The organism is Mycetohabitans sp. B2, from assembly GCF_021733735.1.
Taxonomy (GTDB): domain Bacteria; phylum Pseudomonadota; class Gammaproteobacteria; order Burkholderiales; family Burkholderiaceae; genus Mycetohabitans; species Mycetohabitans rhizoxinica.
In genome coordinates this window covers 116,084-128,380 of the sequence record NZ_JAHKSP010000046.1, presented here as the reverse complement: position 1 = coordinate 128,380, position 12,297 = coordinate 116,084, and the positions used below count along the sequence as shown (strand labels likewise).

General features: G+C 61.4%; 15 protein-coding genes, 1 tRNA gene and 1 pseudogene. 3 read left to right on the top strand and 14 right to left on the bottom strand.

The annotated features are described in order from the left end of the window. Positions 1 to 64: 64 nt before the first annotated feature. Complete coding sequence (locus tag KPG66_RS09675; protein ID WP_013435957.1) at positions 65 to 988, bottom strand: nucleotidyl transferase AbiEii/AbiGii toxin family protein; 924 nt, start codon at positions 986 to 988, stop codon at positions 65 to 67. Continuing rightward, complete coding sequence (gene abiEi / locus KPG66_RS09670; RefSeq protein ID WP_442929426.1) at positions 954 to 1,502, bottom strand: type IV toxin-antitoxin system AbiEi family antitoxin; 549 nt, start codon at positions 1,500 to 1,502, stop codon at positions 954 to 956. The genes KPG66_RS09675 and abiEi overlap by 35 nt, the downstream gene beginning before the upstream one ends. A gap of 495 nt (positions 1,503 to 1,997) precedes the next feature. Here abiEi and KPG66_RS09665 point away from each other — a divergent pair, with 495 nt between their 5' ends. Together KPG66_RS09665 and KPG66_RS09660 are read left to right on the top strand one after the other, a co-directional pair. Further along, complete coding sequence (locus tag KPG66_RS09665; RefSeq protein ID WP_013435953.1) at positions 1,998 to 2,285, top strand: CopG family ribbon-helix-helix protein; 288 nt, start codon at positions 1,998 to 2,000, stop codon at positions 2,283 to 2,285. Between the two features lie 26 nt (positions 2,286 to 2,311). Beyond that, on the top strand, positions 2,312 to 2,569 hold the full coding sequence (locus tag KPG66_RS09660) for a type II toxin-antitoxin system RelE/ParE family toxin (RefSeq protein ID WP_013435952.1): 258 nt from the start codon (positions 2,312 to 2,314) through the stop codon (positions 2,567 to 2,569). 127 nt (positions 2,570 to 2,696) lie between these two features. Here the strand turns inward: KPG66_RS09660 and KPG66_RS09655 are convergent. After that, positions 2,697 to 2,950: pseudogene (locus KPG66_RS09655) on the bottom strand (transposase); the annotation flags it as partial. A gap of 84 nt (positions 2,951 to 3,034) precedes the next feature. Here KPG66_RS09655 and KPG66_RS09650 point away from each other — a divergent pair. After that, a complete protein-coding gene (locus KPG66_RS09650) occupies positions 3,035 to 3,442 on the top strand; it encodes a transposase (RefSeq protein WP_237070764.1) in 408 nt (135 codons plus the stop codon). A 254-nt stretch (positions 3,443 to 3,696) separates the two neighbouring features. Here KPG66_RS09650 and KPG66_RS09640 read toward each other — a convergent pair. The 11 genes from KPG66_RS09640 to upp all read right to left on the bottom strand — a co-directional run bounded on the left by KPG66_RS09640 (position 3,697) and on the right by upp (position 12,256). After that, positions 3,697 to 3,773, bottom strand: a tRNA-Met gene (locus KPG66_RS09640). A 145-nt stretch (positions 3,774 to 3,918) separates the two neighbouring features. Beyond that, positions 3,919 to 4,170 (bottom strand): cysteine-rich CWC family protein, encoded by a 252-nt coding sequence (locus tag KPG66_RS09635; protein WP_237070763.1) that lies wholly within the window; start codon positions 4,168 to 4,170, stop codon positions 3,919 to 3,921. A gap of 99 nt (positions 4,171 to 4,269) precedes the next feature. Then, positions 4,270 to 5,739: a ribonuclease G gene (gene rng / locus KPG66_RS09630; protein WP_237070762.1), complete on the bottom strand. Its 1,470-nt coding sequence runs from the start codon at positions 5,737 to 5,739 to the stop codon at positions 4,270 to 4,272. A 3-nt stretch (positions 5,740 to 5,742) separates the two neighbouring features. After that, positions 5,743 to 6,456 carry a Maf family protein gene (locus KPG66_RS09625; protein WP_237070761.1) on the bottom strand — a complete coding sequence of 238 codons (714 nt, stop codon included), beginning with the start codon at positions 6,454 to 6,456 and terminating at the stop codon, positions 5,743 to 5,745. A gap of 70 nt (positions 6,457 to 6,526) precedes the next feature. After that, entirely contained in the window at positions 6,527 to 6,997 is a 471-nt protein-coding gene (rlmH, locus tag KPG66_RS09620) for a 23S rRNA (pseudouridine(1915)-N(3))-methyltransferase RlmH (RefSeq protein ID WP_237070760.1), read from the bottom strand. A gap of 37 nt (positions 6,998 to 7,034) precedes the next feature. After that, a complete protein-coding gene (rsfS, locus tag KPG66_RS09615; protein ID WP_422393322.1) occupies positions 7,035 to 7,430 on the bottom strand; it encodes a ribosome silencing factor in 396 nt (131 codons plus the stop codon). 2 nt (positions 7,431 to 7,432) lie between these two features. Further along, positions 7,433 to 8,095: a nicotinate-nucleotide adenylyltransferase gene (locus KPG66_RS09610; RefSeq protein WP_422393333.1), complete on the bottom strand. Its 663-nt coding sequence runs from the start codon at positions 8,093 to 8,095 to the stop codon at positions 7,433 to 7,435. Positions 8,096 to 8,196: 101 nt separating this feature from the next. Continuing rightward, positions 8,197 to 9,192, bottom strand: a complete 996-nt coding sequence (gene hemF / locus KPG66_RS09605) for an oxygen-dependent coproporphyrinogen oxidase (protein ID WP_237070759.1) — start codon at positions 9,190 to 9,192, stop codon at positions 8,197 to 8,199. Between the two features lie 6 nt (positions 9,193 to 9,198). Continuing rightward, positions 9,199 to 10,473 carry a phosphoribosylamine--glycine ligase gene (purD, locus tag KPG66_RS09600; RefSeq protein WP_041753737.1) on the bottom strand — a complete coding sequence of 425 codons (1,275 nt, stop codon included), beginning with the start codon at positions 10,471 to 10,473 and terminating at the stop codon, positions 9,199 to 9,201. 41 nt (positions 10,474 to 10,514) lie between these two features. Beyond that, positions 10,515 to 11,243 (bottom strand): YebC/PmpR family DNA-binding transcriptional regulator, encoded by a 729-nt coding sequence (locus tag KPG66_RS09595; RefSeq protein ID WP_041754408.1) that lies wholly within the window; start codon positions 11,241 to 11,243, stop codon positions 10,515 to 10,517. Positions 11,244 to 11,605: 362 nt separating this feature from the next. Beyond that, the gene (gene upp, locus KPG66_RS09590) at positions 11,606 to 12,256 is read right to left on the bottom strand and encodes a uracil phosphoribosyltransferase (RefSeq protein ID WP_013435937.1); all 651 of its coding nucleotides are present in this window, start codon (positions 12,254 to 12,256) and stop codon (positions 11,606 to 11,608) included. Between the last annotated feature and the right edge of the window lie 41 nt (positions 12,257 to 12,297).

Here is a 12,297-nt window from a genome sequence, read left to right as displayed (position 1 = left end):
CGGTGCTGCGACGTTGGACGTGCCGGCGCAGTCGATTTTTCAACTGGGCTCGGGTGTCATTGCATCATGGGCGAGGCTGGGGCGAATTATCATCCGCGAGATCTGCCGCAAGCACGGCTGAGCCTAGCGCTTTGGCTCGTCGGAAGAAGCCACTGACAAGTGCGGCATTACGTAGCTGTGCTGCAACTCCGGCATCGACGAATCGGCTCATTTCCTTGTGAAAGGCGGAAGCTGCAACTGGGTCGTCAAGCTGGTTCAGCTTGCGTTGGAGCGCTTTTTTGAAATCGTCTTCGGCCCAACCGTAGTCAAGCAGCTTTCTGCCGATCAAGTCCATGTCTGGAGCGACCTGCCGGTCTGTCAAGTATTTGATGTCCCAAATATCACGCGCCTTGAGGAACGGGCGGGCACCCAGCGCGAGAAGTTTGTCGGCCAGTATTTCGTTCGGAGTCTCCGCGGTGATGATCAGTTGACGATGCGGTGCTGGTAGGTGAGGGTAGTTCGCCGCGATGGATACCAAATCTGCATCGTGGGCAGGAACACTGGCAACCTCGATATTGATGATCTGGTTTTGCGGTACGCTGGGATCGATTTGCGGGATATGTACTTTGGCGCTCCACCGAGTGACATTGACTCCGTCTGACGGCGGCTTTTCTTTCGGAGCCTTAATTTCGATCTGTAGCCCGTACGCATCGGCAATTTCCTTTTGCAAGAGCTCGGCGAAGGGGGCCATCAACCGTGGATCGAAATTGTCACCGCCTGCAAAATCTAGATCCTCCGAATACCGCGTGCCCTGGTAGCAGAGGCGCAGCGCGGTACCGCCCTGGAACGTGAGCGCCGCTGCTGCGCCGCTTTGCAAGAGAGCGTAAAGAATCTCGTAGTGCAGAATCTCCTTCATGATGGTATTGGTGGGCACCTTGCGATCGTTGGCATACTGGCCCGCAAGGGCCAAAAGATCAGTGCGTGTGCGTAGGAGCATTCTGGTTTCCATGAAGGGTGACTAGATTGAGATTGCGCCCGACGCGTTTCAAGTCGCGCAGTGCGCGGGCCGGGGTCGCGACGGCAAGTTCGCGTCGAGCGTCGAATATGAGATCACTGCGCAGCTTGTCGGGGCGTTGCGCGGTGTGGACAAACTCCAATGTTCCATAGGGCGTTTTAAACGTTTGGCTGCGGCCAGTGGTCATCATGGTGAGTCGAGAGGGAATCTGGGAGATCCAGCCCGCTTCAGAGAGCGCCGACTCTAGGCTGAGATAGTTGAAATCCCAAGGCCGCAGGAACGGCACCAGAGCGTTCAATGCATCGGGTGGCATTGACCTCGCACGAGGGTTCACATAGAGGCCGCGTGCGACATGCGTAATCAGTCCGGCACGCTCGTGGCGTGCGAGCGCCTTGAGCATAGCGCGTTCGTTCTCCGGGAATAGGAGACGGAGCGTGTTTAACGAATACGCCCAAATCCCTGCCTTGTCCCACCGGTCCATGGCCGTGATCAGTTCTCGAACAAACATTTGATGATTTACAGAAACTGAACATTTATGGACAGTATATGTTTAGTAACACAGGCATGGCAAGACGGCTTGAACGGCAAGATAACAATGTTCACGTTACGCTAATGTCGGCAACTCAGTGCTGGCTGGCCGATTCACATCGGGAAAGGGGCGCGACGAAAATTGCCGCACTGAGATTGCGATGAGACAACCTCGGTATCTGGCCCCGCGTCGACGCATCACCAAAAAGCGCGCGTTGTCCACACTTGGCGCAGCCGGGAAAATCCGTTCGAGCATACGTGGCCTGTATTCCGGCGCGCAGCTGCGCCGGCCTTCAACGCAAAACATCGAAGAGTGACAATTACTCGGCAGTAACATCATCCCGTGAGGCAACATGCACGTAAAAAATTTTAAGTCAATGCGCCGGAGAACATTGCCGCTAGATGGTGCTTTTCCATTACCACAAGATTGTGTTACAACGTAATTAAAAAGTAATACAGGAGAGAGGGGGGGGGCATGAGCGAGGCAACCTTTACTTTTCGAGTCGATGAGACGCTAAAAAACGAATTTTCGACGGCGGCCAGAGGCCAAGATCGCACCGGCGCGCAACTGCTACGCGATTTCATGCGAGATTACGTGCGTCAGCAGAAGGAGGCGTCGGAGTATGACGCTTGGTTGCGTGCCAAGGTGCAAAAGTCCCAGACTTCAGCGGATGCCGGTAATCTGATTCCGGCCGCCGAGGTTGAAGCCAAGTTCGCGGCTCGGCGCGCCGCGGCACGTCGCCGTATCGAAGCGGCTAAGTGATGGAGTTATTTTAGACGCCGGAGGCAATGCAGGATCGTGAAGCGATCTATGGTTACATTGAAGCGGATAACCCGGTCGCCGCATTGGCCATCGATGAATTGTTTTCGGAAAAAGCCGCACTTTTAATCGAACACCCCAGTCTGGGCCGGCTTGGTCGCGCTGTCGGCACCCGTGAGCTAGTAGCACATCGGAATTACATTGTGGTTTATGATGTGGCCGGCGACAGGGTGCGGGTGTTGAACGTCGTGCACGTTGCTCGTCAATGGCCTCCAGTTTGGGAATAGGCGCCGAGCGTGCGCAAAGCGTAGTCGCTGCAGATCGCCAACAGTGCGCGCCATTATTGAGTTAAAGTGTCGGGTTAATCGATGTGGTTTTAAGTTATCCCAGGCACACTAAAAATCTGACAGGCTCGTCCTGCAACATGGCTTTGTTCAGCAACAGGTCTGCCATCAGCCGCTTAAGCTTCGCGTTCTCCTCTTCAAATTGCTTCAACTAACGTAGCTCCGATGGGCCAAGGCTGCCAGTTGTAAAACGTCGCATCGCTGATGCCAATCTTGCGGCACCACTTCTGCCACCGGCATGCCCAGCTTTGCCTGCTTCAACGCAAATGCAATCAGTCCTTCAGTGACAAGTTCCCGGATACACGCAGAGTACCGACGACGCATTGAGAGCCTGCCGTGTAGTGGCCATCGCGTCACGCGCTCAGCGGTGCCGCAGGCACTCGATTGGTGCAGCGCCTTGGCATCTGCATGAGCAGAGAAACAATTCTTCGTTTGCTCAAGAGCCATGGCCAGAAGCAAATCGCCACGACATCGCCGCCGACCCTGGTTGGCATCGACGACTGGGCATTCAAACGCGGTCATCTCTACGGTACCCTACTGGTCGATCTGGAGAAACGCCGGCCAATGGATCTGCTGCCAGAGCGCAATGCAATGACGGTGGCGAGTTGGCTAAGCGGCTATTGCGCAGTCCAGTTGGTGTCACGCGATCGCGCTGGCGTCTATGCCGAAGGCATTACTCGTGACGCGCCGCAAGCCATACAAGTGGCCGACAGGTGGCATCTGTTGAAGAATCTTGGAGACGCCATTGAGCGCGCGTTGAGCCGACGAGGCGATGCTGGGATAATGTGCCAACCGAAAGTATTCGCAGCTCGCTGAAGGCTACACGTGTGCAGGGTTGGCACCTCGCGACGCGGCGTGTCGCAATGGATGAAGTGGTCGATTAACGCCACTTTAACAACGCGCATCCACTACACTCGGCGCGTGGTTACGTCAGCCCCACGATATCTGAGAAGAACGGGTTCGCGGCTCAACAAAATGCAGCCGCATTATTTCTTCAGTTAAGGGATTCGACAAACAGATGTTATGAAGGCGCAGATTCGATGCGGAACCGGCCTTTTTGCGAAGAATTTTGGTTGCGGGGGTAGGATTTGAACCTACGACCTTCGGGTTATGAGCCCGACGAGCTGCCAGACTGCTCCACCCCGCGTCTGGAAAGAAAAGAATTATAGCGGGAACCAACGTGTAGGTCAAACGTTTATGGTGACCAATGTGCATACCACCGTGACGGCGCTTGAACCCGGGCCGTATCAGGACGGGTGCGGGGCCGTATTAGGTTTGAGCGCGTGGCCGTCTCAGGAAGCCTCTGAGCCGGTGTAGTCTCTGCTGTGACAGACCGGGTTCACGCGGTTTGCCCCGTCCAGCGCGGTGGCGTCGACCGGCATGCGTGCCAGCTTGCTCACCAAGCAGCTAGCGCACAGGCAGCCCTGCTCGGGATCCAGCGCGCGGGCAGGCAACGGTGGCAAGTTCGCGCACCAGCAGGGGCGACTGGGATCGGCCGCCCCGCAATCGAATGCTTCGCCGCAGCACGAGCACCGTTGCCCCATTTTCCTTCCCCCATTCAGTTCATCGACACCTGGCTTGGACCCGTTCAAGCAGTTCGCGGGCTCATGCTACAGTTGCATTTCCGGTGAAGCCAGGTGCCCCTACATCAACACGATGTCGTACTGCTCCTGGCTCAAATTCGACTCGACCTGCAACGACACGGGCTTGCCGATAAAATCACACAGCATCGCCAGATGCTGCGACTCTTCCTCGAGAAACAGGTCGATGACCTGCTGCGCTGCCACGACGCGGAACTCGCGGGGGTTGAACTGCCTGGATTCGCGCAGAATCTCCCGCAGGATGTCGTAGCACACCGTGCGCGCAGTCTTGACCTGCCCTTTGCCCTGGCATACTGGGCACAGTTCGCACAGGACATGGGCTAGCGATTCCCGGGTGCGCTTGCGCGTCATCTCCACCAAACCCAGTTGCGAGAAGCCGTTGACAGTGACGCGTGTGCGGTCTCGGCTGAGCGCCTTCTTTAGCTCGCCAAGCACCGCGTCGCGATGCTCGGCATTCTCCATGTCGATGAAGTCGATGATGATGATGCCGCCCAGATTGCGCAGTCGCAATTGCCGAGCAATCGTATGAGCGGCCTCCAGGTTGGTCTTGAAGATCGTGTCGTCGAAGTTGCGCGCGCCGACGTAACCTCCCGTGTTGACGTCGATCGTGGTCATGGCTTCGGTCTGGTCGATCATCAGGTAGCCGCCGGACTTCAAATCGACGCGGCGCGACAGCGCGCGCAGGATCTCGGCTTCAATGTTATACAGGTCGAACAGCGGGCGCTCGCCGGTATAGTGGTGGAGCTTGGAGGCGACCGCCGGTGTGAACTCATTGGCGAACTCGACGAGCATCTGCGATGTCTCGCGCGAATCGACCTGGATCCGCGTGGTGTCGTCGTTGACGAAGTCGCGCAATACGCGCTGCGCCAGGTTGAGATCCTGGTACAGCAGGGTTGTCGGCGGCATCCGTGTTGCCTGTGCCTGGATCGTGGCCCACGTCTTGCGCAGATAGGCGACATCGTTCGACAGGGCCTCGCTGGACGCATCCTCGGCGATCGTGCGCACGATGTAGCCGCCTCTTTCGTCCCCTGGGAGCACCGACGTGAGTCGGGCGCGGACTGCTTCGCGTTCCACCTCGCTCTCGATCTTCTGCGAGATGCCGATATGGGGCTCCTGCGGCAGATAGACGAGCGTGCGGCCAGCGATGCTGATCTGGGTGGACAGGCGTGCGCCCTTGGTGCCAATCGGATCCTTGACCACTTGGACCATCAACGTTTGCCCTTCGAAGACAATCTTCTCGATCGGCTGCTGCGGTGCACTGACTGCCGCATCGGGTGCCAGCCGCGGATGCCAGATATCGGCCACGTGCAGAAACGCGGCGCGCTCCAGCCCGATGTCGACGAACGCCGACTGCATGCCGGGCAGCACGCGCACAACCTTGCCGAGATAGATGTTGCCGACGCGGCCGCGCGACAGCGTTCTCTCGACATGAAGCTCCTGTACTGCGCCTTGTTGAACGATCGCGACGCGAGTTTCCTGCGGGGTGACGTTGATCAGAATTTCTTCGTTCATGATTTATTGGAACGCCACGCGGGCCGCGCGTAGCAGCGCGGCAGTCTCGAAAAGGGGCAGGCCCATGATACCTGAATAGGACCCGTCGATTCGCTCGACAAACTCGGCTGCGCGGCCTTGGATGCCGTAGGCGCCTGCTTTGCCGAAGGGCTCGCCGCTGCGCGCATAGCGCGCCAGCGATGCGTCGTCCACCGCGGCAAACCACACCCGCGACACGGACAGTGCGCTGGTGACAGTGGCATCGGCGCCGACCAGTGCAACGGCGGTCAATACCCGATGTGCGCGGCCGGCTAGGCGCTTGAGCATCTGCAACGCGTGATCGACGTCGCTCGGTTTGCCGAGGATTTCGTCATCGAGCGCCACAGTGGTGTCGGCTACAAGAATCGGCGCCGGCGCTGTATCGTGTTGTCGGGCTAGCAGTCGGTTCCGGCGTGCGCCAGCGGCCGTTGCCTTGGCCAGCGTCACACGTACCACGTAGTCCTGCGCAGATTCGCCTGGCCGTTCGGCTTCCAGTGCCTCGGCATCTTCGTGCTCTTGCGCGAGCAGCAACTCGAAGCGCACGCCGATCTGCTCCAGCAGCGCTCGACGGCGGGGACTTTGCGACGCAAGATAAATAAACGAATGGCGCGGCGTGGCAGGGCAGGCGTCGTTGGCGCCGGATGCCTCGTGTGTCGACAGGCTGGACGCTGCCGGATCGAGCGATGATGGAATGGACATGATCACCTGAACGGGAAGGGCCGTGCCGCTCACCGGCGTGGCGGGCAAGCGGGCACGTCGGGCGGTACCGTTACGCCCGATGATAAGGATGATTTTGCGTGATGCTCCACGCGCGGTAAAGCTGCTCTGCCAGCAGCACGCGGACCATGGCGTGGGGCAGCGTCAGGCTGGAGAGCCGCAGCAGCAGATCGGCCTGTGCCTTGATGGCCGGATCCAACCCGTCCGCGCCGCCGATGACGAAAGCCACATCGCGGCCGTCCTGCTGCCAGCGTGGCAGGTGTTGTGCCAGCTGCATCGTGGTCCAGTCAAGGCCATGCTCATCCAACGCAACAAGTCGCGCGCCCTTGGGCAGCGCCGCCTCGATGCGCGTACGCTCGGCCGCCATCACGCTCGTTACGGCGCGTGTCGATACCCGCTGTTCCGGCTTGATCTCGCGCAGTTCGATGCGCAGTTCGGGCGGCATGCGCTTCGCGTATTCGTCAAAGCCGCGCGTAACCCAGTCCGGCATTCGGTGTCCGACTGCGACAATGTAAAGTTTCATGCTGATGACTCGGGCGCGGCTGCCGCCGCCCTACACGTCACGTCGCCAGGCCCGGTGCGGCTGGGCCGCTGTCTTGCGTGCCGGCCTGGCCGCCGAGCTTCACGTGCACCGGCTTGTCCCCCCAGATTTCCTCGAGTCGATAGTATTGGCGCAGCGCGGGCTGCATGATGTGCACGACCGCGTCGCCGCAGTCGACCAGCACCCATTCGCCGGTGTCCTCGCCTTCGGTGCTGACGATGTCACCGCCGCTCGCTTTGACCTTTTCGCGCACATTGTTGGCCAACGCCTTGGTTTGCCGATTTGATGTGCCGCTCGCAACGACCACGCGGTCGAATAGCTCGGTCAGATGGCTGGTGTTGAAGACGCGGATGTCCTGCGCCTTGACGTCCTCGAGTGCGTCGATGATAACGCGTTGCAATGTGCGGATATCCATGTTTATGTCTGATACAAATGATGTTGACGGATGTACTGCCAGACCGCGTCCGGCACGCTGGCGACTTTCTCGAGGCGGCCACGCGCCTGTTCGCGCAGCAACCGCCGCACGTCCGTGGCCGAGACGTCCAGCGACAGCGTGGTATCGAGCAGAACATAGCCGTGCGCCGTCGCACGCAGCGTGTTGGCCGACGCGCTGCGGCGCGCGATTTCGTCAAGCACCGTGGCATCCGCCTGCGATAGGTCGAATCCGGGACGCGTCGCGACACCGATATGGGCGAATTCGAATAGTCGGCGCCAGTTTTTCCACGTATGCAGGCGGACCAGTTGGTCGGCCCCGATCAATAGCGTCAACGACGCCGCCGCGCCGTGGCGCGCGCGCCATGCGGCCAGCGTTTCAGTGGTGTACGTCGGGCCGGGATGATCGATTTCATCGGTTGCGACGGCTACCCGCGTGGCGGGCAGCGCCAGCGACGCCGCCGCCAGGCGGGTCATCGCGAGCCGGTGCCGCGCGCACGATACGCCGCTCTTTTGCCAAGGTTGCCCCGCTGGCAACAGCACGAGATCGGTCAACCCGAGCCATTGGGCAAACCGGCGCGCGAGTGCCAGGTGGCCGACGTGGATCGGGTCGAACGTGCCGCCTAGGATGCCGATCCGCGTGGGCAGGAGGGGCGCGGCGGACGCGTCGATGGTGTCCGGCGATGATGGATTCGGCGAACTCAGGTCTGCGTCCTTAAGCAAGGCGATCGGGGGGCGGCCGTCGCGGTTCAGATCCAGTCGCGCACGACCAGGAAATCGCGGTACAGCTGGGCCTCGGGCGAGCCAGCGTCCGGATGCCAATCGTAGCGCCATTTCGCCACCGGGGGCATCGACATCATAATGGCCTCGGTGCGCCCGCCACTTTGCAGGCCGAACAGCGTGCCGCGGTCGAAGACAAGATTGAACTCGACGTAACGGCCGCGCCGGTAGGCCTGGAAATCTCGTTCGCGCTCACCATAAGGCATCGCGCGCCGCCGCTCGATGATCGGCAAATAGGCGGTGAGCAGGCTATCCCCGACATTGCGTGTCATCTCAAAGCCACGCGTGAATCCCAACTCCGCTATGTCGTCGTAAAAAATGCCGCCAATGCCGCGGGGCTCGCCACGGTGCTTCAAGTAGAAGTACTCGTCGCACCACCGCTTGAAGCGCGGATACAACTCGTCACCGAACGGAGCCAGTGCGTCACGGCATGTCAAATGGAAATGCCGCGCGTCCTCCTCGAACCCGTAGTACGGCGTCAGGTCCATGCCGCCACCATACCAGAATACCGGCGCTTCGTCTGGGTGAGTCGCGACGAACAGCCGTACATTCATGTGCACGGTCGGGCAATAGGGATTGCGCGGATGGAGCACCAGCGACACCCCCATCGCCTCGAAGCCGCGCCCGGCCAGTTGTGGGCGGGTGGCGCTGGCCGACGGCGGCAATGCGGCGCCGCTCACGTGCGAGAAGCCGACCACGCCGCGCTCAAAGCATTCGCCGTCCTCGATCACGCGCGAGCAGCCGTCTCCTTGCAGCGTGTCACTCGGCTCACGGCGCCACGTATGCGTGTCGAATGGCTTGCCGTCGAGTTGGCCTAGCGTCTCGGCGATATGGTGCTGCAGCGCGAGCAAATAGTCGCGCACCGGTGCCAGATCGCCGAGCCCGCAGTCGGTGGTGCTGCGCGCCGGCGCGTGGGCCAAAGCCGGATCGGAGGACGGGGAGGCAGGGTCGAACGGACGGCTCATTGCGGATCAGTGCTTTCGGTTCAGGGCGCGGTGACCGATGTCGCGGCGATACTGCATGCCATCGAAGTGGATATGATGGATCGTCTCATAGGCGATCGACTGCGCCTCGCGCACTGAATCGGCCAACCCGACCACGCACAGCACGCGTCCGCCCGAGGTAACTAGCTTGCCATCGACCAGCGCGGTACCCGCGTGGAAGGTGACGGCAGTTTCGGTCTGCGCCGGAATGCTATCGATGCGGTCCCCCTTGCGCGGCGCGTCCGGATAATGGTGCGCTGCGAGCACGACGCCCAGCGCCGTGCGCCGGTCCCATTCGAGTTCGACGGTGTCCAGTGTGCCGGCGAGCGCGTGCTCGATGACACGCGCGAAGTCGCCCTTGAGCCGCGCCATGATCGGCTGCGTCTCCGGATCGCCCATCCGGCAATTGAACTCGAGCGTCTTCGGGTTACCCTGTGCGTCGATCATCAACCCGGCATACAGGAAGCCAGTATAGCGCAGGCCCTCGTGTTCCATGCCGCGCACGGTCGGCAGGATGATCTCGCGCATCACACGCGCATGCAATTGTGGCGTGACGATCGGCGCTGGCGAGTAGGCCCCCATGCCGCCGGTGTTCGGACCTTGGTCGCCGTCGAGCAACCGCTTATGATCCTGGCTCGACGCCAGCGCGAGCACATGCTTGCCATCGACCATCACGATGAAGCTGGCTTCTTCGCCTTGCAGGTATTCCTCGATGACCACGCGCGCGCCCGCGTCGCCGAGCTTGTTATCGGCGAGCATCATTTCGATCGCGCGGTGCGCTTCATCCAACGTTTGCGCTACCACCACGCCCTTGCCGGCCGCGAGCCCGTCTGCCTTGATCACAATCGGCGCGCCCTGTGCGTCGACGTACGCGTGTGCCGCCGCCGCGTCGGAAAACGTCTCGTATTCGGCGCTCGGAATGCCGTGGCGCTTCATGAACGCCTTGGCGAAGTCCTTCGAGCTTTCAAGCTGCGCTGCTTCGCGGCTCGGCCCGAAGATCTTCAGGCCGCGCGAGCGGAACAGATTGACGATGCCCGCCGCGAGTGGCGCCTCGGGCCCGACCACGGTGAATGCGATCTGCTCGCGCTCGGCGAAGTCGGCCAGTGCGTGCAGATCAGTGATATCGACATTGTGCAGGCGCTCCTGCAGCGCCGTGCCACCATTGCCCGGCGCCACGTAGACTGCGGTGACGCGCGGCGATTGCGCGAGCTTCCACCCGAGTGCGTGTTCGCGACCGCCGGAGCCGACGACCAATACCTTCATGGAAATCCTCGAAAGAGCCAACAAATTTTCTGCGCGAGCCGTTACTGATCGGCAATGACCGCGTTCGTGTAAACCTCCTGCACATCGTCGAGGTTTTCCAGCGCATCGAGCAGCTTTTGCATTTTGACTGCGTCGTCGCCGGTGAACTCCACCTCGGTTTGCGGCTTCATCGTGACCTCGGCGAGTTCCGCCTTGAAGCCCGCGGCCTCAAGCGCAGCTTTGACCTGCGCGAAGTCGTTTGGCGCGCACAATACCTCGATGCTGCCGTCGTCATTGGTCGTTACGTCATCGGCGCCGGCCTCGAGCGCCGCCTCCATCAGTTTGTCCTCCGGCGTGCCGGGCGCGAACAGGAACTGGCCGACATGGTCGAACAGGAACGCGACCGAGCCGTCGGTGCCCAGGTTGCCGCCGTGTTTGGAGAACGCATGGCGCACTTCGGCGACGGTACGCGTGCGATTGTCGGTCATCGTGTCGACGATGATCGCCGCACCGCCGATGCCATAACCCTCGTAGCGGATTTCCTCGTAGTTCGCGCCTTCGACGCCGCCCACGCCGCGCTGGATCGCGCGATTGACATTGTCCTTTGGCATGTTGGCGTCCGTTGCCTTGTCGATCGCCAGCCGCAGGCGCGGGTTTGATCCGGCATCGCCGCCGCCCAGCCGCGCCGCCACGGTAATTTCCTTGATCAACCGCGTCCAGACCTTGCCACGCTTGGCATCCGCCGCGGCTTTCTTATGTTTGATGTTGGCCCATTTCGAGTGACCAGCCATGATGGTTTCTCCGACCGCGCACGCAACGCGCGTATCATTCATTCAAATATCGATGTGTCGTGGCGAAGGCCCTGGCGCGCGGTGCCATCGGAGCGACGCGCGTGCTGCTGTCCGCCGTGCGTGCGTCTCGCTCGCGCGCGAGAAACGCCACGGCAGGGGCGTTCGACGGAAAAGCGCAATTTTAGCATGCCAACTCCGCTCGCAAGCCGCGCGACCGCGGTGTAAGTTTCCGACCCCATAAAGTGATCCGCCCCCGGTCGGTCCTCCGGCGCTGCTCCCAACACGTCCTCCGGCTCCGCTCCCGCCCGTCCGCCTGCCTGCTCCGCTTCCTGCCCACCCGTCGGCCCGGGCCGCGGGCGTCCCTAGTTCTTGGTGCCGAACAGCCGGTCGCCCGCGTCGCCCAGGCCCGGCACGATGTACGCGTGCTCGTCCAAGTGCGAGTCCAGCGCCGCGACATACAACTTCACGTCCGGGTGCGCGTTTGTGAATACTTGCACCCCTTCAGGCGCTGCGACAAGGGCGAGAAACAGAATATTGGCGCCCCGCACGCCGCGGCGCTTCAGCACATCAACCGCGTGCGCCGCCGAGTAGCCGGTCGCTACCATCGGGTCGCACAGGATGAACGTGCGCTCCTCCAGGTCGGGCAGCCGCACCAGGTATTCGACCGGACGATGGTCGTCTGCCCGGTACACGCCGATATGGCCAACGCGTGCCGACGGAATCAACTCCAGCAGCCCATCGGACATGCCCACGCCGGCGCGCAGCACCGGCACGATCGCCAGTTTGCGTCCGGCAATCACCGGTGCATCGATTTCGACCAGCGGCGTGGCGATGCGGCGCGTGGTCAGCGGCAGATCGCGGGTAATCTCATAGCCCATCAGCAGCGTGATTTCTCGCAGCAACTCGCGGAAGGTGCGCGTGGAGGTATCCCGGTCGCGCATGTGCGAGAGCTTGTGCTGGATCAACGGGTGATCGTGGATGAAGAGGTTTGGGAATCGGCTGTCCTGTCTCATGGCGGCGGCGGGAGGGTAGTGTGGTGCGGACGACGGCGAAG